Origin of the sequence: Erythrobacter ani, assembly GCF_019204025.1 — a bacterium.
GTDB lineage: Bacteria > Pseudomonadota > Alphaproteobacteria > Sphingomonadales > Sphingomonadaceae > Erythrobacter > Erythrobacter ani.
Map to the genome: position 1 here is coordinate 1 of NZ_JAGSPB010000002.1, position 20,237 is coordinate 20,237.

Genomic DNA, 20,237 nt, shown 5'->3' on the forward strand with positions numbered 1-20,237 from the left:
AACAATCGATCCATCTGGATCGCAAGGTGGGCCGATGGGCGACGGTATCTACCAGGTCACCGTCATCGCCGACGATGGCAATGGCGGCACGGTCAGCAACATCGTTCGCTGGACCATCACCAATCCGCCGCCGGTTGCTGCGAACGACACGGCCACCACCGATGAGGACGTGGCCGTTAACATCGATGTGTTGGCGAACGACACCGATCCGGATGGCGATACGCTGAGCTTGGCTTCGGCCACAGCTCTGAACGGCTCGGCCGTGATCGAGGCCGACGGCACGATCACTTACACGCCTGCCCAGGACTTCAATGGCACGGACACAATCACCTACCAGATCAGCGATGGCGAGGGCGGGGTCGACACAGCGACTGTCACCGTCACGATCAACCCGGTTAACGATGATCCGACCGTCAGCGCGCAAATCCTCAACCAAGACAACAGCGATGCCGACGTGGTCGCGCTCGATGTATCCGGCAATTTCGAAGATCTTGATGGCGACACGCTGATCTTTGGCGCGACTGGCCTTCCCCCTGGGCTCAGCATTGATGCCGCCGGTAAAATTACTGGCACAGTCGATCCCTCGGCCTCGCAGGGTGGCCCGGCCGGCAATGGCGTTTACCAAATCACCGTCACCGCAGGTGATGGCAATGGGGGCACGGTCAGTTCAACCTTCTTCTGGACGATTGATAACCCCGCGCCGACCGCTGCGAACGACACGGCCTCGATCGTGGAAGACAACACGGTCATTATCGATGTGCTTGCGAACGACGGTGATCCCGATGGCGACGCGCTGACAGTTATCTCCGCTAACGCCAATAATGGTTCGGTGTTTATCGAGGCCGATGGCACGCTAACCTACACGCCCGATGCTAACTTCAATGGCACCGACACGATCACATACCTGATCAGCGACGGTGAAGGCGGCACTTCGACCGCTTTTGTAACTGTTACCGTGTCTGCAGTGAATGACGCACCGGAAACCGACGGTCTGCCGAACCTTACCGATGGCAATAACGAGATGATCAACGTGCCACTTGGCGCAGCATTCTTCGATCCCGAAGGCGACGCGATCAGCTACATCATCACCGGGCTGCCCGACGGACTGACTTTCGATTCGGCAACTGGCACTGTCTCCGGCACGACCACGGCCACCGCCTCCACCGGTGGCCCGGGCGGGGACGGGATCTACACTGTCACGGTCACTGCGAACGATGGCAATGGAGGCGTGGCGTCGACGAGTTTCACCTGGACCATCAACAACCAACCGCCGACCGCTGTGAATGACAGCTTCACGGGCACTGAAGATTCACCGCAAATCCTCGACGTGCTAGCGAACGATATCGATCCCGATGGCGACCCGATCACGCCGATCGTGATCACCAGCGCAATCGCGACAAACGGCACCGCGCTGGTCAATCCAGACGGTACGATATTGTTCACGCCGGACCCCAATTTTAACGGCGTGGCGACAGTCACTTACACTATCGAGGACGCCAACGGTGATCCCGCCACGGCCGTCGCGACGATCAATATCGCAGCAGTCAACGATGCACCGGAAGTTACCCCGTTGCCCGACCGGGCTGATCAGGACGGAGATACGATCACGATCGACGCATCCAGCCTGTTCACCGACGTCGAAGGCGACACGCTGACCTATTCGGTCGCCAATCTGCCCGCCGGCCTTTCGATCAATCCGACAACCGGTCTCATCACCGGCACGATCGATTCCAGCGCCAGTCAGTTCAATGGCGGTGTTTATTCATCGGTTATCACGGCGGATGACGGCAATGGCGGCGTGACCGATGTTATGTTCGTGTGGACTGTCACTAATCCTGGACCGACCGCAGTAGATGACACCGCTTCAACGACCGAAGACGCTGCTTCGGCACCGATCGATGTGCTCGCGAATGACATCGACCCGGATAATGACACACTGACGGTCATCTCGGCCAACGCGCCAAACGGCACAGTCGTCATCAATCCCGACAACACGCTTACTTATACGCCCGACGCGAACTTCAACGGTACGGACACGATAACCTACCAGATCAGCGACGGTGAAGGCGGCATTTCGACGGCAATGGTCAGCCTAAATGTCATAGCGGACAATGACGATCCGACCGCGCAGCCGCTCCCTGCGCGCGGCAGCCTTGATGCCGAGGTTGTAAATCTCGACCTCTCGGGCGGGTTCGACGATCTCGATAACGACACGCTGACCTTCAGCGCGACCGGTCTGCCAACCGGGCTGAGCATTGATGCCAATGGCGTTGTGATCGGCACTATCGATCGGTCCGCATCGCAGGGCGGGCCGGCCGGCGACGGCGTATATTCCGTTACGGTCACCGCCAATGATGGTAATGGCGGCACGGTCAGCACCAGCTTCACTTGGACTGTCACCAACCCGGCGCCGACCGCGGTCAATGACACGGCAACGACCAACGAAGATGCACCGGTTAATACCGACGTCCTTGCGAATGACAATGATCCGGACGGCGATGGGCTGGCGGTCACGCTCGCGAGCGCTGCCAACGGTACAATAGTGATTGAGGCCGACGGCACGCTGACCTACACGCCGGATACCGATTTCACCGGCACTGACACTATAACCTACGAGATCAGCGACGGTGAAGGTGGCACCTCGACCGCTACTTTGACAGTCACTGTCAACGCACAGAACGACGATCCGACTGCCACTCCTGTGCCTCCGCGCGCCGATGTCGATGGCGCAATGGTAAGTGTTTCGATCGCCAGCAATTTCGATGACGTCGAAGGTGACACGCTCACCTTCAGCGCAACCGGACTACCAACAGGTCTCTTGATCGATGCGGCGGGCAGTATTACCGGCACGATCGACGCTGCAGCCTCGCAGGGCGGCCCGTTAAACGATGGCTTCTATTCCGTCACGATAACCGCCGATGACGGCAATGGCGGCAGCGTGTCGACCACGTTTGACTGGACGGTCACCAACCCGGTTCCCGTGGCAGCCGATGACTCGGCGACGACCGATGAAGACACTACCGTCAACATCGACGTGCTCGCGAACGACAATGATCCCGATGGTGATCCTCTGACGGTCGTTACTGCAACTGCGGGCAATGGCACGGTCACCATCCGGTCTGACGGAACGATCGATTACACGCCCGTCGGGGACTTCATCGGCACCGATACGATCCTCTACACGATCAGCGACGGCAATGGCGGCACGGCTTCGGCCAGCGTCACGGTCGCGGTCAATCCGGGCAACGATGATCCGATTGCGGCCGATGATACCGCCACGACCGACGAAGATACGTCGGTCACGATTGCGCCGCTCGCCAATGACAGCGATGTGGATGGCGATCCGCTCACTATCACCAGCGCAACCGCTCCAAACGGCAACGTGACGATCAATCGCGATGGCACGGTGACATACACACCAAATCGGGACTTCAACGGCACCGACACGATCACGTATGGGCTTTCGGACGGCAATGGCGGCACCGATATAGCGACAATTGCCGTGCTAGTTGCACCGATGAATGACGATCCGGTTGCAGTGCCGGACACGGTGACGACGCCCGAAGATACGCCGATCAGGATCCCGGTTCTTACGAATGACACTGACGTCGACGGCGATCCGCTGATTATCGCAGCTGCGACTTCGCCCAATGGCACCGTCACCATCAATCCTGATGGTACGATTACGTTCGTGCCTAACCCTGATTTCAACGGTCCGACCGCTATCAACTATGCGATCAGCGATGGCATGGGCGGTACAGCCACCGCGACGGTCACGGTAAACGTCAATCCGGTGAACGACCCGCCCGTAGGCCAGCTGGACACCGCAACCACCGATGAAGACACGCCGGTGACTATTCCGGTGCTCGCCAACGATAGCGATCTTGACGGCGATCCGCTGACAGTCGTGTCCGCCAGCGCGCCCAACGGCACAGTGACGATCAATCCCGACGGCACGGTCACCTACACACCCGAACCGAACTTCAGCGGCACAGATACGATCACCTACCAGGTGAGCGATGGCATGGGCGGGTTCGACACGGCCACGGCCACTATCACGGTCAACCCGGTCAACGACGCGCCGATTGCTGGCGCCGACGTGGCGACGGTGGATGAAGACTCGCAAGTTACCATCTCGATCCTCGCCAATGACAGCGATCCCGACGGTGATCCGATCACCGTCACAGATGCGAGCGCGCCGAACGGCACTGTCACTATCAACCCGGATGGCACGGTCACCTACTCGCCGAATCCTGATTTCTTTGGCACCGATACGATCACCTACCGGGTGAGCGATGGCAATGGCGGGATTGCAACCGGCACGGTTGATGTCACGGTCAACAACGTTAATGACTTGCCGGCGGATGAGCCGGAGGCAGTGGATGCATTCAGCGGCGCGCCTACCATCATCGACGTGCTTGAAAATGCCAGCGACCCCGACGGCGATCCGCTCAGCGTTATCATGGCAAGCGTCGATATCGGGAAAGTTTTTATCAATTCCGACGGCACACTTAGCTACACGCCGCCCGATGGCTTCACTGGTCTCGCAACGATCCTCTATACAATCTCGGACGGAAACGGCGGGTTCGTGAATTCCACTGCCATCGTGGATGTTTCAGCTGCTGGTGCCGATGTCAGATTTTTGCTGCGCGGAGATCTTGGTACGGGGCCGCTTGATTTTCGTGCTGTCGAGGAGGTGCTCGACCAATCCAGCAGTTTTGTGACTACACCGCTGATTATTCTCGATGCTGTGAATGGCTTCCGTCCGCTCAGCGGCTTCGGAGCACTTAGTGTCGAACAACCTTTGCTTGAAGCCGTAAATGTTATCAGGTCGTTGGATGGCGTTGGTGACTTTGACCGAAGTGGACGTCCGATCGACAGCGTAATGCGTCAGATTGACCAAGTTCGCGATTTACGTTTTGGCGCGGACCGGTTGTTCGATCCGCGTTTCGCCGACCTTATTCCTCAATCCTTGACCGGGTTCTCTCTCCGCCAGCTCGATGCCGGAAATGATCGAGTGATGATCGATTCGATCGTACGCGCTCGAGTGGTTTACATCGAAATGCGCGATATCGGCGAGAGTGCATCGTCACCCATCGCCGAATTTCAGCTGCTTACCCGCGACGGTTCGCCGCTCCCCGATTGGATCCGAATCGACCCTCGCGGTTTGGCGATCATTGAGCGCCCGGTTGATTTCGAAGAATTGCGGCTGATAGTGAGGGCCATCACCGAGGACATTGAAACCATCGATATCCCAATTAGAATTCAAGGTGCGACCGGTGAAATTCAGGCCGACGTGCCCTTTGATCGATCGTTGATCCGTACGGAAACGCTCAGTGAGATGATGACGCGAGAAAGCTCTGGAACAAGCGATGAAGTCGAGAATTTGCTCGCGGCGTTCCTTTGAAGGATATGAACGAATGAAGGTAAGTCAGTGAATCAGAGAAGCCCACTTCTCGGCGCATCAATACTCTTACTGAGTGGTTGTGCCACCGTGCCAGAACCGTTCACGCCGATCGAATTGAACGAGGCAGCTTCGCGCAATTTCGCCGAAGTCGATGCCGAGCAAGAGCCTGTGACGGCTCCTATCGATCTTTACGAGGCGATGGCTCGAGCCCTCAAATATAATCTTGATTATAAAGTCGAGCTAATGGAAATGGCGTTACGTGAGCGCGAGCTCGATCTGCAGCGATACGATATGTTGCCGCAATTGGTCGCAAATGCTGGATATGCCGGGCGGAACAATTTTTCTGGCGCAAGCTCCTTGTCGCTGATTACTCAGCAACAATCACTTGAGCCATCGACCTCACAAGAACGCGATCTGTTCACCGCCGATCTCACGCTGAGCTGGGACGTTCTCGACTTTGGTTTGTCCTATGTTCGTGCAAAGCAAGGAGCGGACGAGATCCTGATATCTCAGGAGCGCCGGCGCAAGGTTGCCAATCGGGTAATCGAGGACGTGCGGTCGTCTTACTGGCGTGCGGTCAGCGCCGAGCGGTTGCTGACCAAACTTCAAGAACTTGAAAGCTCGGTCACTACAACACTTGAAAATTCGGAACGCTTGTCTGAACGTCGTCTCTCCGCACCACTCACGGCCCTGACTTACCAGAGGGAACTGCTTCAAATACAGTCGCAGATCCGTAAGCTTCAACGCGAACTGGTGGTCGCGAAATCCCAACTTGCCGCGCTAATGAACCTGCGGCCAGGTACTGAATTCGGTCTCGCATTGCCCGATCGGACGAATCAGCTACCCGCCGTGAGATATGACGGCGAAGACATGATGATGACAGCCTTGCTCAATCGCGCTGAGTTGCGCGAAGTGAGCTATCGCCAAAGGATCAACGCGCGCGAGATTGATGCAGCCTTGCTTTCAGCGCTGCCTAGCTTTCGAGGTGTACTTGGCGTCAATATCGATTCGAACGATTTTCTATTTAATAACGACTGGGTTAATTACGGCGCACGTGCAAGCTGGAATGTTCTCAACCTGTTCCGCTTGCCCGCTCAAAAGAGAGCTGTGCGCGCTCAAGGCGATCTGCTGCAACAGCGCGAATTGGCGCTGACGATGGCTGTCGTCACGCAGGTCCATGTCGCGCGGGCGCGCTTCGGTCATTTGAGCGACGAACTAGAAACCGCATCCCGACAGATGAATGTACAAGACAAGATTCTCGACCAGATTCGAGCAGGTCATACGACCGGAGTAATGAGCCGACAGACCTTGCTGCGAGAAGAAATGAATACGCTAGTGGCAGAAGTGCAGTACGATATCGCCTATGCTGAAGCGCAGAACGCGTATGCAAACCTGTTTGCTTCCATGGGCATCGATGAATTCAGCCCCGAAGTGACAGGTCAGGAAGATGTTGCCACGCTCAGAGCGTCACTGGCAAAACTGTGGCAAGAGCGCGAAGCAGCTGTAAGGCTGTCGGGACAGTGAAGGATGAGTGAAACCGAAAAGGTGGAGAAAGCAGAAACGCCCAAAGCAAGCGACAGGCGCAAATACGCTATCGCAGGAACCGTTGCGATTGGCATACTGGTTGTTTTCACAGCAGCGTTCACTGGAGGCGATGCGACAGAATGGTCAAGCAGCGAACCAAACGACTTCGCAAATCAGCAAATTGCAGACGTTTCTGAAAAACAGGCGGCGCCTGAGCCCGCTGTCGAACCGGTGTTAGATGCGCGCGGCGTAATCGCCGCAAAAAACGAGTCAACAATCGCCTCTCGCATGACAGCGCGTATACTTTCGATACCTGTTGGTGAGGGACGGAGTTTCCGTCGGGGCGCGACGCTTGCCACCTTCGACTGCTCGACGATCCGAGCACAGCTTACAGCGGCGCGTGCAGCAACAACCGCGTACCGAAAAACTCACGAAACCAACGTCGAGCTCGATTCTTATGAAGCCGTCGGAACAAACGAAGTGGAAGTGTCGAAGGCAAATCTCGGGCAAGCTATTGCGGAAGCCAACGCAATACAGGCACAGCTGAAAGATTGCAGAGTTACAGCTCCTTTCTCTGGCACAGTCGTTGAGCAGATTGCCAATCGCGGCGAGGTTGCAGGAAGCGGGCAGCCGCTGCTGAAAATTCAAAGCGGCAATGACCTCGAGGCAGAACTGATTGTTCCCAGTAACTGGCTCAACTGGTTGCGAGCTGGGGCCGAATTCGATTTTGTAATTGACGAAACGGGCGCTGCGATACCGGGGGTTGTCACGCAATTAGGTGCCTCGGTTGATCCGGTCAGCAAGACGATCCGGGTAAAGGCCGACATCGATCAAGGCGAAGCATTGGTTCTGCCTGGCATGAGCGGAACTGCAGCGTTTGCTACGTCTGAGGCGCAGGTTGATTCGGCGAAGGCGCCAGGCAGATAAGATGGCAGCCCCTCTTCCTGAGCCGACAAAGACTCGGCCTCAGCTGAGCGGCGTGGCGACCGGTGGCAGCTCGGGGGATGCCAAGATGCTCGCGGTTCTGCTTCAGTTCGAGGCCGATATTCGGCGCCAGTCGACTGTTGCCGAACTGCAATATTTCGTTGCCAACGAAGCACGCGCTATCCTTCCGTACGGCCAGATGTTTGTGTTGCGGCAAGCCACCATTGGCAAAGGCTATACGACTAAGTGCGTATCCTCGCTGGCGACGGTCGATCCTAACGCGCCGCTGATCGATGCGCTGGAGAAGGCCGTGAGCAACCTTGCGGATAAATTCACCTTGGCAAAGCCACGCGAATTCGATGCCCAACGCTCGAGACCAGATGAAGCGCTCTCTGATTATCCTTACACGCAAATGTATTGGCAGCCGCTGCTCGATGCAGAGGGTTCTCCGTTCGCCGGGTTGTTGCTTGCCCGCGAGGAAACCCTGCGGAACGGGGAGAAAATCCGCATCGCGCGAATTGGCGACACGACCGCACACAGTTGGCTCGCGCTTACCGGCAAGAAACCGGTGCGCCGTCTGCCCGTACTCGACAGCCGAAAGAAAAAATGGATTGCAATCGCTATTGCAGTTGTCCTGCTTTTCCCGGTGCGTCTGACCGCACTCGCTCCGGCAGAGATCGTTGCTGAACGGCCCTATGTCGTGGCCGCTCCATTTTCCGGCCGCATCGCGTCGGTCGAGGTCACGCCCAACGCCCCTGTCACCGAAGGGCAGGTGTTGTTGCGCTTCGACGATATACGGCTGACGAACGAGCTCGAATTGGCTAAAGAGCGCTTGGCGGTAGCACGTTCTCGGCTTGAGCGTTCGACCAGCTCTGCGTTTGCTGAGCGCGATGAGACTTCCGACATCGCGATCATGCAGGCCGAGGTCGAAGTGGCGCAGGCGGAGTTTGATTACGCTCGGCAGCTCGCGATTCAATCGACGATCACCGCGCCGCGTGAGGGCATGGCGTTGTTCAGCGATCGCCGCGACTGGGAGGGCCGCGCGGTCAATGTCGGCGATCCGATTATGCAAGTTGTGAACCCCGCTGAGGTGATGATCCGGATCGACTTGCCCTCTGCCGAACAGATGTCGCTGGAGCGTGGGGCCAAAGTCAAGATGTGGCTCGATTCGCAGCCCCTCTGGGCAATTGATGGCTTGCTAGAAGCGGCAAGCTACCAAGCCCGCCAAACGCCGGACGGCACCTTGGCCTTTGCGCTCACGGCAAAGATCGATGGTGCAAACCCGCGCATCGGTTCACGCGGGACAGCGCAGGTATACGGACAGTGGGTGCCGTTCGTCTATTCGCTGCTGCGTCGGCCGATTTCTGCGCTCCGCCAGTTCGTCGGGATATGACCTCCGCCGCTATCCCGATCGAGCTGCCAGAGGCTGCCAAGCCGCCACCGATCCCGGCGCTGCGACAGGAATTGCGGATCGAACCGGGTGCTTCGCTCGTGAATGGAGCGCCCAGCTGGACCCTGTTCGACCCCGTTCGGCATTCCTTTTTCCAGCTCGGTCGGGTCGAGTTCTTGATTCTCTCTCATTGGGCTCGCGGCGACTTTGTGACGATTGGCTACGAACTTGAACGCGAAGGGCTGGAGAGCGATGAGGCAAACGACGCCTTCAATCGGGTCATCGAATTTGCTGCGACTAATGGCCTGACCGTCGGTCCGGTTGGACAAGAGACTGTCGCGGCCTTTACCGAGCAGCATGCGCGCGGCAAGAAGGCGGCGTGGAAATGGTTGCTAGATAACTACCTGTTTATCCGGATCCCGCTAGTCAAACCGGCGCGGTTTCTGGAGGGGACAATCGAGCACGTCCGCCCGCTCTGGTCGGTGCATAGTCTCGTTTTCTTTTCGGTCCTCGCGAGTACCAGCCTCTTGCTTGTGTCGCGCCAGTGGGATGTATTTGTTGCTTCGTTTCTGTACTTTTTCAGCTGGCAGGGCTTGATCGCATACGGGCTCGGCCTGTTCGTGATAAAGATCCTGCACGAGCTTGGCCATGCCTACACGGCGACCCGATACGGTTGCCGGATCCCGACGATGGGCGTGAGCTTCCTGGTCATGATGCCGGTACTCTACACTGACACGACTGCAGCCTGGCGGCTTAAATCGCGCAAGCAGCGCCTCGCTATCGATTGCGCAGGTGTTGCGACCGAGCTGATTGTCGCAAGCATTGCGACAATGGCCTGGGTGCTATTACCTGACGGAATACTCCGCAGCGTCGCCTTCATCCTAGCGACCACAAGCTGGGTGATGAGTCTGTTCGTCAACCTCAACCCGTTCATGCGGTTCGACGGGTACTACGTGCTGGCCGATCTGCTTAACGTACCAAACCTTCAGCCGCGCGCGTTCGCCCTTGGCAGGTGGAAAATGCGCGAATGGCTGTTCTCGGTTGGGGACGCTGCGCCCGAAGAAGTGCCGAAGAAGCTGCGTCGCGGCATGATCTTCTATGCTTATGGGACTTGGATCTACCGGCTGTTCCTGTTTACCGGGATCGCGATCCTCGTTTACAATGTTTTCTTCCAGCCGCTAGGCCTGATCCTCGCCGCAGTCGAGATGGCGGTGTTTGTGGGGCGCCCGATTTTCGTCGAATTGCGCGTCTGGTGGGCGGAACGCGAACGAATCATTCGGGGGCGTCGTGGCGCAACTTGGCTCTGGGTCGGGGGAGCCTTGCTTCTGCTCGCATTCCTGCCGCTAGACCGCCATGTTAGCGGATATGCTGTGCTCACGCCGGTCGGTGCTGCCCCAATCGTCTCCGGAGAACCTGCGCGCGTTACGAGGGTAATCGTTCAGAATGGCCAGCGCGTTTCGGTCGGCGATCCGATTATTGAGTTGGTTGCGCCCGAACTCGAAGCTCAGGCCGCGAAGACCAAGGTCCGTATCGCGCAGCTCCGCTTACAGATGGGACGCGCCATTTCCAGCGAAGACGATCGGTCCAACCGTACTGTGATCGAGCGCGAGTTGGCGCGCGAGACCGACGCGCTGGCAGGCATGGAACGCCGCGCCGACAAGCTGATCCTTCGCGCCGAGGTGAGTGGCATAGTGTCCGACCTCGATGCATTAATGCATCGAGGTCGCTGGATCGGCGGTGAAGAAGTTATTGCGCATATCGTGACGCCGTCCGATTATGATGTGCAGGCCTACGTCTCCGAGGACGATATCTGGCGCGTCAAGCAGGGTGCTTTGGCTACTTTCGTGGCGTCCGATGCTGGCGGCCCATCGCGCTCGGCAAAGCTGATTGAAGTTTCATCAAGCGCGATTGAGCGACTAGAGCAACCGATCCTTGCATCCACCAATGGTGGACCGATTGCGGTCGAGGAAATGGGTGAGGAACTCGCACCCCGCGAGGGGCTTTACCGTGTTCGTCTGATTGCGGAAAAGGGGACGCTGAGTGGCCATAAACACCAAATCCAGCTCGTGCCGGGCATCGTCCAAATCCGCACGGATGGGCGCTCGTTTGCCAGCTGGGCAGCAACGCAGATCGCTCGAATGGTCCGCAGAATCGTGTGAGTACGCCATTCTAGACTGGCGGCGCGCTTTCTCTTTCTCGGCAGCAGCAAGAGGCTTCCTGCTGTCAATCTCAGCGATACAGAAGAATGCCCAAATTGGGTCTTCGTCCCGCACCTCGACCATATCATTCACTTACTGCTGCGCCGGGCGGCAGGGATCCTGGCTTAATCGAGATAGTACAAAGCAACATTTATCCTAGCAACCAAATGCCACTCGAGTCAGAAGCGCGAGATCGGATGACAGTCGATGGCGCGCTCAGTGTCTAGGACTGCCAATTCGGTCTTAGGACCGATTGGCGACCTTGTAGCAGGTCTATTCTTTTTTCCGGACCAGAAAGAAAGAAGATCGCAAAACTAATGATCTCGGTTGCGTTCCAGCGTTGTGTCACTTGTTGAGCGGCGCGCTTCATGCAAAGTCTCCGATAACATCGAGATTAGTCTGCTGTGAAGCGTTCCCAAACTCGATGTTTTTCAGCTTGAAGCGCTCATCCAGAAGTAATTGGGCAAGTGATTCTCGAGTCAGTCGTTTCGCAAATCGAAGACCAGCGCGCTTTCCGTCAGACCAGCGGATCGACACAGAACCGAATTCGAGGCCGCAGAACCCGATTGTCATCAAGGCGCCAGGTGCGAGCCATTTCGAAGTTCGTATGCGCATTCCGCCCAGGGAAATGTTTTCCACCTTAGCGGTGTGCTTCTCGTCTCTAATCCAGTAGTCCGCCTGCGCTTCGGACGGGACGCGGACAGATCTTGGCGGATACACTGCGGGAGTCTTAGGATCATGATCCATATTCTCGACGCCGCACGTATTTGATTTGTGCCACACAATCTTGGCATAAATGCGTAAGTTGGATTCCCAGAAATAGCTTATTTTGTCGCCAGGAGAAAAATTCCCTTCGACCTCTATAAGTGCACCGCGATTAGAGAAGTTTCTGATCAGGCCCATGGTAACCCGGTCGGACGCGATCACGCAGCAAGGGCGGTATGTTGCCTGATGACGTCGTTCGTTTCGGCGTTCGCCGCCACGTCCCTCATAAGCGAGGCCCTTCGCTGAAATTTGCTCTGCTAGTATCGTCATCATCAGACCTCCGGTTGGGTTTCGTTCGTGAAACTTCACAATCCCTCAGCTCGCTGGTGCATCGCTGGGGACGAACCAAAGAATATTTATCACTGGTCCTGCTGGTAAGTTCCAGACGGTGTCTGAAACGTCTGAACGGCCGCCACCTTCACAAAACCTTAAGTTACATATGGCCGTGTAACCCTGTAACTGTGTCGGAAATTCGCGGCTTCCGCTCCAGTTTGAGAAGCTTCAGCGCAGCCGATGCGTTAACAAATATTGAATCTGAGAGAGCAGAGTCTAACAACTTTTTAGGGATGCCATCGTGCCAAAGGACCATGTGCCACAGCTAGTATTCGAGCAGCAGCTCAAGCTTGAGGCTCAACGAGTCCTAGATGATTTTATTTTTCAGCGCGCGCCTGTCCAAAGTCGCTTGCTGCAATTTCTTGTCGAGCGAACCCTCTCTGGAAGGACGGCTCCTAGCCAATACGAGATTGCCGTCGACGGGCTTGGTAAAGACGGAGATTATGATGTCGAAAATGACAGCTACCCGCGTGTGCAGATATCGCGGCTAAGGCGCAATCTGGAAAACTACTATGCGCGAAATCTGCCGCTAAATGGGTTGCGTATCAGGATCGCGTCGAGTTCTTACAGGATCGAGATGCTGCCGCTTGATGGATCACTCCAGAATGCTGACGAAAGCGAAAGTCCGGTATCTGAACTGCGGGTCTCCACCGCAAATAATCCAACCAAAATGGTGATTGGCGTGATCATTGCGTTTGGCATACTCACGGGCTGCTTAATTCTAGCGGTACGATTCTTTTCTGAAGGCTCTACCAGCGAAGCTAGAGCCATCGCGAAACCATACACAGTGCTCAGATTCGACGAAAATCCTTTAATGTTAGGTGCAGAAGTCTCTTCAGAGATGGTCCAAACTGTCCGAGTGATCAGCGAATTGCAATTGCGCAACTCCTTTGTATCGAACCATCTTGATCCTGGACAATACGACAACGATGCACGCTACCTAGTCGACATGAATTTCGGACCTGAAGACGAAATGCCAGCTATATTTGTCACCCTATCCGATCAGGACGGCAATACTCTCTATTTTGACACAATCTCGCTTGAGGGCTCATCGGAAGGGATCACAGACAAGATTGAGGCCTCCCTGGTCTATATAACTTCGCCTACCGGCGCGATCGCGCAGGCAGAGCTTAAAGGCGTCAACGATGCGACCAGCTCCGGATATAGCTGCTTTCTGAGCATAGAAAATTTAAGGTCCGAAGGAACTAAGACTTCAAGTCTCGTCAATGAATGTCTCGATCGATATCCGAATAGCGAATTTCGATCTTTCTGGTTTGCCCGCCGTGCTTTTGCCACTTATCAAATGCAGATACGTGACGGCAACCCGGTCCAAAAAAGCGGCCCAGCCTGGGATGATCTGCGAAACGCGTTGCAGGCAGACCGGTTCAATGCATTCGCGAATTTTGTCGCTGCAAAGGTTGAGCTCGCCGAAGGTAATTGCCCACGAGCCCAGTCCTTGATCGACAGATCGCTTGAACGCGGCGCTTCTTATCCCATTCTTGTCGCTGCTGCAGAAGCGAGCGCGTTGTCCTGTACCACATCGGATATCGACCTGCGCCGGCAGAAAGATCGCTTGCTCGCGATTGCTCAAAGCAATTTAAATCCGGATCCTCTGCTTCACGTATACCTAATGATCGGGCTGCTGGCGACTGAGGATCGGGGTATGGCAGCCTCTATCGCAGACCGTCTTGTTATACCCAACCCAGACGGACTTGTAGAAATTACGGCAGACACTCTGCGTCGTGCACTTAATGATCGCGATTTTGCGAAAGAAAATCGGCCGCAACTCGAGACAATGGTAAGATCGCTTGTCTGGAATGACGGCCTAGCCAGCAATATCTTAGAATTGCTTGAGGCCGAAAGGCCAGGGCAATGAAGTAACAAAACAGCGCGATCTTGTTCTTAATCACGGGAGATTAGAACCGGTTCCCGCTCGCTCTTGTCGAATTGATCAACGGCAATGCCGGGCCGTCGCTTTCGTGCCTCTTGCGAAGACGCGTGTAAAACAACGGTTCCTCACCTCTTGAGTATCCCAAGGTGGTCAAACACGAGGCATGGCAATGATAAGGGTCACTATGGCGCTTACGAGCCGAGTAGCGCTGAAACTTGGGGAATTTCACTTCACATCAGACAAGCAAATCGGTTCGTGGTAGTAAGGTCAGTTCAACTGTCAAGGAGGACAGGAGTGAACGCAAGTCGGCCCATAAATCTGTAGGTTTGGCGCTCGAATATATCCGTAGGACGATGGGGCAGCGACAAACGAGCTCCACCTCGGAGTCGTCTCATGGTTACGGAATTGATCTTACCGACGAAACGGTGCGCCATCTATACCCGCAAAAGCACGAACAAGCGCCTCGATCACGATGTGAATTCGCTAGTCACCCAGCGCGAAGTCAGCAGTGCTTATATCAGAAGCCAGCAATACAAGGGCTGGGTCGAACTGCCTAACCGCTATGACGATGGTGGCCATTCAGGCAGCGGCCTAGAGCGGCCAGGGCTCACCAGGCTCATGCGGGACATAGAAGCTGGCGATATTGACGTTGTGGTAGTTTACAAGATTGATCGGCTCACACGAAGCCTGGCGGACTTCATCCGGCTAATCGAGATTTTTGACAGACGCGATATTGCGCTCGTGTCGATCTCGCAGGCTTTCGACACATCAAACAGCATGGGGCGTATGATCCTCAACGTGTTACTCACTTTCTCGCAATTCGAGCGAGAGTTGATTGCCGAACGCGTGCGGGATAGCGTTCGGACGCGAAAGCGACATGGGAAGATCCACGGAGGTCTGCCTCCGTTTGGCTATGTCGCCGCACCAGATGGTCTCAGGATCGATGATCGCGAAGCCGAGATCGTTCGCTTTATCTTCGAAGAATTTCGACGAACGAAGCGCTACACTCAGGTCATGACGGCGGTACGCGAGCGCGGCCTCTGCAGTTCGGTTAAATATTCGCCGCGCGGTAAGTCGCGCGGCGGAACACCGATTTCACCAAGCACTGTCTATGGAATTGTCCAGAACCCAATATATGTCGGCGAGATACGAGGTCACGATCAAAATTATGCTGGCGAACACGAGCCGTTGATATCACGGGAAATCTGGGAGGAGGCACAATCGATCTGCCAAGCGCGCAAGAGGCGAAAGCCCGATTGCCGCGATACTAGCCACTTCTTGGCCGGGCTTTTGTGGGACGATTTGGGCCGCCATATGCGGCTCGATCTCAAATGGAAGAGAAACAAATTCTACAAAACCTATGTATCGAGCAACGCGATGTGGTCGCAAAAGCTCTTTATTAGACAGTACCGTTCCAGCGCTGACGAGCTCGATGCGATAGTTCTCGCGTCGGTCGCCGAATTCCTATGCGATCGCATCAAGCTCAGGAAGGCGCTGAAACGATTGGGGCTCTCTGGCGAGGAACTAGAGGCCTTGGCCGAGAAGGGGTCGGCTACATCCGATCGCCTATTGTCGACCCCGAAGTCGCACCTACACGAGCTTTTCAAGGCAATTTTTTATCGGATTGAGCTTGGCGAGGACCAAGTCTCGATCGCATTTCGCACTCTCGAATTGCGCCGCTATCTCGAATGGACGAGCGAAATGAGCTTTCGCGGGCGTCCGGCAGATTGGCCGTGTAGTAGCGGGCGCTATGAACATGTTGTTGCCGTAAGGGCAATAAGTGCTGAGCGCTGGCCCTCCCTTCACATAAAGCCGCGACAAGCGCTTTGCGTAGGCACACCTGATAAGAAGCTAATCGACCTTATCCGCAGCGCTCGCAAGGCGCAGCGTCTCGTGGAAGAGAATCGAGAGTTGGGCCTCGAAGCACTTGCGAAGATTCAAGGTTGCCGTACTGCGCAATTCGCGCGTCTGGTGCGGCTCAATTATTTGGCGCCGGATATCGTCACTGCAGTATTCGATGGCACCCAACCACCGGGCCTCAGCAGAAAGGTGCTATTGAATTCCAATGTGCCGACTGATTGGGCGGTGCAGAGAAAGCTCTACGGATTTCCGCAACCTGAACGCACCATCAGCCCACGAAATCTATTCGGTCGCGGAATGTGGCCGAGCGCTCCGGATAGGATTGCTAAGCAGTGATTGTTGGTTCGTGCTCGCAGCAGAAGAAAGACCCAGAATGTCGTTTAATATCAGATAATTGCTATTTATAATTAGGGGCGGTTGGGCCTTTTTGCGGGCCTATCGGCAACGCCAAATAATTTAACAGAATAAAAACAGTCGATTGTCTCATCAGTGCGGTGCCTCTTCTGGCACCATTTACCGCAATGATTGACGCCGATTTCGTCTCTACTACGCGCCTCCCCTTTGTTGCTCCCGGCTATCACACGCCTCGGACGGCTTACGAGAAACGGAGAATACCCAAGACGGGAAGGTGATCCGAAGCCTTTGCTGCAAGCGCACTTCGATGAACGCCGCAACCGATTGCCACTGAATGCCTTTCGTGCATGATCTGATCCAATTGCGCAACGTGCCGCATTGCGCTCGCCTGCAATCAGTCTGCAGCGGGTCACATGGTTCGGGGTCAACATCGATCGCGCACCACAGCGTCAAGCCTGCGCGATGCCTTTGCGTTTTCTCGCCCCGCAACCTCGGTGGTTTGGAGGAGCAGCCCGCAGTCAAAACTTGCGCCGCGCTCAGCAGATTGCGCGACTATAGCAGCGAAACTTGCCGCGGGCAGGACGCTCACGCCTCGCCTTAAAAAGGTTGGTTGCCAGCGCTCACCGCCAGCCACGATGTCGGTTAGCGTTTGCGCCGCCTGACTGGTTGGATCGCTAAACAGAGCCTCGCCGAATTCTTCGAGAAGTTGGTCGCTGGTCCCTCTTCTGACAAGGAGCGCAGCATATCGTCTCGCCGCTTCGGCTTGATCATCAGCGGCGAGCGCTATCCTCATCATTGCTTCCTGGGCTGCCGGATCGCGCCATCCTCGCTGGGCCGAGATCTGGATCGTGGCGAAACCTGCTTCAGAGTGCCCCGCCTGCATTTGCGCCTGCGCCAGCATGCGCAGCGGCTCTGCCGGTAGCGGGCGGCGAGCGACGAGTTTGCGCGTTTGCTGCACGGCCTCCGCAGGGTTTGACCCCGCAAGCGCGCGCGCCGCGATTTGCGCCTGCGCGAAGCTCCTGAAGGGTTCCGGTGTCAGATCTGCATAATATGGCGTTACGGCTGATTGGCGGTCGAGCTGCACCGAGATCGTGAGCGCCGCGACCAGAAACAACGATATATACCAGGCGGAGCGAGCCATCACGTGCTGCGCTTCTCTGGGTCTGTCGCTATGCGCGCGAGGATCAAAAAGGCCAGGGCTGCGAGCACCAACATGGTCTGGCTCCGCAATGGGTAGTCGGTCGCGGATTGAACTCATGAATTCCATGATTTTATTCATAGTCGACTTGTCGTTCATTGCGTTGACCCGGTCCGGGTTTACCCCGACATCCATGGTCGAAAGTATTTCGAGAAGCAGATCGTCGGGCGCCCGTCCGGTGAAGGTGACGAAGTCCTCCAAGCCCTTGTTCTTGGTAAGCGCGCGCATGTCCTTTAGCGCCGGGCCGCTGCCCACCAGGACGAACTGAATGTCCTCTCGGCCAAGCTTGCAGACGATAAACTCAGCCGCCTCGATCAGCAGGTCAATCCCCTCCTGCTCGCCCATGACACCGACGTAACCGATCATGTGTGCGCGCCCGTTTTTCCAGACATTGGCAGGCGGCACGCGTTTCAATTTCGAGAGGTCGGGTCCAGAGCGCACGACGTGCACACGGTCAGGCGGCATCCCGCCCCGCTCCACTGCGATCTTGCGGTAGCTCTCATTCGTAGCGATCGACACGTCGGCGGCCTTGAAAGTCATTTTTTCGAACAGCAACATGAGCTTCCAGAAAAACCCGCGCTTGCCGAACTTCGCCTCGTAGAGTTCCGGATTGATGTCGTGATGATCGAAGATGTAGCGCACGCCCAAGAACTTGAAGGGAAGCGCCACGAGGAACACCAGATCAGGCGGATTGCATCCCTGGATTACGTCGAAGCGGCGCTTCAGAAATATGCGCCATGCAAGGACCGTTTCCCAGAATAGCGCAGCGCCGTACTCGGCAAGGAAACCCATTGGCCCCTTCGCCTCGAGCGGTAAAGAATGCCGGTGGATTTCTATGCTATCGATCACTTCGTAGCGTTTTTCATATCCTTGCCCTGTCGGACATATTATCGAAACGTGCGCTCCTGCGGCCTTGAGCGTGCGCGCTTCCTGCCACACCCGCCGGTCGAATGGCAGCGGCAGATTCTCCACGACGATAAGTATGTGGCGATCCGCCAAAGGCTCGCCTTCGATGACTGCCGGAATTCCATCATGCGCGTCCGGTTTTTCGCTCAAGGTATGACACTCATATCGACAAGTCTGCTCGCGTCGATCGCGATGTCATCGACTAGGCGGTTCGTCGCGATAACACGGTCGTGTACGCGGCTCTCTGCGCGCGCCTTGTCCACGAGCAGACCGTCGATCGCCGGGAGCCACGCATAGGTGTAGCCGAGATTTTGCCCGACCAGATTGCCGGGCTCGACCCATGGGTCGTAAATCTCCAGCTCGTACCCGGCTTCGAGGAGCTTGCGTGCCATATCGACCGCCGGGCTCTCGCGCAGATCATCGGTCTCCAGTTTGAACGACAGCCCCACCATCAGCACTTTGGCACCGCGCTCCAGCCCTTCCGTTGCCTGTTGGAACTGATGATGCTTGTGCGCTTCATTCGATCGTAACAGCGCATCCACCAGATGCGTCGCCGATCCGGTATCCGCCGCGATGTATTGCAACGCACGAACGTCCTTGGGGAGACAGGATCCGCCAAAAGCGCCTCCGGGACGAGTGTACGTCGCAGAGATGTTGAGCTTGCTGTCGCTCTTGAATATCTCGTGAACCTGCCGCGCCGAAAGGTCGAGATTTTGGCAGATCCGCCCGATCTCGTTTGCGAAAGCGACTTTTACGGCATGCCAGCTGTTGTCGACGAATTTGGTGATCTCCGCCTCGCGCATTCCTACATGGAAGATCGGAGCGTCAATCTCATCATACAGGGCCGCCATGTTGGCCGAGCGCGCGCCTTGCAGCGTGCCGATCACGATCTTGGGCGGGTTGAAATAGTCGTCAATTGCCGACGCTTCGCGCAGGAATTCCGGATTGTAGACGAGTTCGACCGCCTTGCCGGTAGCATCGCCCAGCGAGGCTTCGATGATCGGCAGGATGAATTTCTCGCATGATCCTGGCCGCATGGTCGATCGGTAGACCAGCGTAAGCGGGTGATGGCGCGTGGGATCGATGTGACGGGCAATCGTGCGCGTCACCTCCGCAACATGGTTCATATCATGAGCGCCGTCTACACCGCTGGGAGTGCCGACGCAGACGATAGCGATATCGCATTCGGCAAGCTCGTCCGACAGTTCCGTCACGGCAGCGATGCGTCCATCCTTGCGTGCAGCCGATATCAAATCGTCGAGACCGGGTTCATGGACAGGCGCGCGGCCTGCATTGATAGCCTCTACCTTGACCGGGTTGACGTCGATGCCGATCACGCAATGCCCCTGTGAAGCGATGCACCCGGCAGCGGTTGAGCCAACATAGCCCAACCCGAAAATTGCGATTTTCAAAAGAACTTCTCCCGGGCCGAATTCAATCGAGCCATGCGCGGCGAAACCTAGCGAAGGTCGAATAGAGGCGCAACG

General features: G+C 56.4%; 10 protein-coding genes. 7 read left to right on the plus strand and 3 right to left on the minus strand.

The genetic code is table 11. The features are described from left to right. The first annotated feature begins 34 nt into the window (after positions 1-34). From KCG45_RS06960 to KCG45_RS06980, 5 genes are read left to right on the plus strand one after another with little or no spacing between them, the layout of a single operon-like run. On the plus strand, positions 35-5,407 hold the full coding sequence (locus KCG45_RS06960) for an Ig-like domain-containing protein (RefSeq protein WP_218316506.1): 5,373 nt from the start codon (positions 35-37) through the stop codon (positions 5,405-5,407). Positions 5,408-5,434: 27 nt separating this feature from the next. Continuing rightward, positions 5,435-6,931 carry a TolC family protein gene (locus KCG45_RS06965; RefSeq protein WP_369410751.1) on the plus strand — a complete coding sequence of 499 codons (1,497 nt, stop codon included), beginning with the start codon at positions 5,435-5,437 and terminating at the stop codon, positions 6,929-6,931. A gap of 3 nt (positions 6,932-6,934) precedes the next feature. Beyond that, the gene (locus KCG45_RS06970; RefSeq protein WP_218316508.1) at positions 6,935-7,858 is read left to right on the plus strand and encodes an efflux RND transporter periplasmic adaptor subunit; all 924 of its coding nucleotides are present in this window, start codon (positions 6,935-6,937) and stop codon (positions 7,856-7,858) included. A gap of 1 nt (position 7,859) precedes the next feature. Beyond that, positions 7,860-9,248, plus strand: coding sequence for an efflux RND transporter periplasmic adaptor subunit (locus KCG45_RS06975; RefSeq protein ID WP_218316509.1), 1,389 nt, complete (start codon positions 7,860-7,862; stop codon positions 9,246-9,248). Further along, positions 9,245-11,404, plus strand: coding sequence for a site-2 protease family protein (locus KCG45_RS06980; protein WP_218316510.1), 2,160 nt, complete (start codon positions 9,245-9,247; stop codon positions 11,402-11,404). The genes KCG45_RS06975 and KCG45_RS06980 overlap by 4 nt, the downstream gene beginning before the upstream one ends. A 405-nt stretch (positions 11,405-11,809) precedes the next feature. Here KCG45_RS06980 and KCG45_RS06985 read toward each other — a convergent pair whose 3' ends face one another. Further along, positions 11,810-12,481: a PilZ domain-containing protein gene (locus KCG45_RS06985; protein WP_218316511.1), complete on the minus strand. Its 672-nt coding sequence runs from the start codon at positions 12,479-12,481 to the stop codon at positions 11,810-11,812. 301 nt (positions 12,482-12,782) lie between these two features. Between KCG45_RS06985 and KCG45_RS06990 the strand changes: the two genes are divergently transcribed. Beyond that, the gene (locus tag KCG45_RS06990; protein WP_218316512.1) at positions 12,783-14,417 is read left to right on the plus strand and encodes a hypothetical protein; all 1,635 of its coding nucleotides are present in this window, start codon (positions 12,783-12,785) and stop codon (positions 14,415-14,417) included. Between the two features lie 408 nt (positions 14,418-14,825). Beyond that, positions 14,826-16,628 (plus strand): recombinase family protein, encoded by a 1,803-nt coding sequence (locus KCG45_RS06995; protein WP_218316513.1) that lies wholly within the window; start codon positions 14,826-14,828, stop codon positions 16,626-16,628. Positions 16,629-17,070: 442 nt separating this feature from the next. Here the strand turns inward: KCG45_RS06995 and KCG45_RS15475 are convergent, their stop codons facing one another. Both KCG45_RS15475 and KCG45_RS07005 read right to left on the minus strand, forming a co-directional pair. Beyond that, positions 17,071-18,900: a glycosyltransferase family 4 protein gene (locus tag KCG45_RS15475; RefSeq protein WP_255548065.1), complete on the minus strand. Its 1,830-nt coding sequence runs from the start codon at positions 18,898-18,900 to the stop codon at positions 17,071-17,073. Then, positions 18,897-20,162 carry a nucleotide sugar dehydrogenase gene (locus KCG45_RS07005; protein ID WP_218316515.1) on the minus strand — a complete coding sequence of 422 codons (1,266 nt, stop codon included), beginning with the start codon at positions 20,160-20,162 and terminating at the stop codon, positions 18,897-18,899. The genes KCG45_RS15475 and KCG45_RS07005 overlap by 4 nt, the downstream gene beginning before the upstream one ends. Positions 20,163-20,237: the final 75 nt, after the last annotated feature.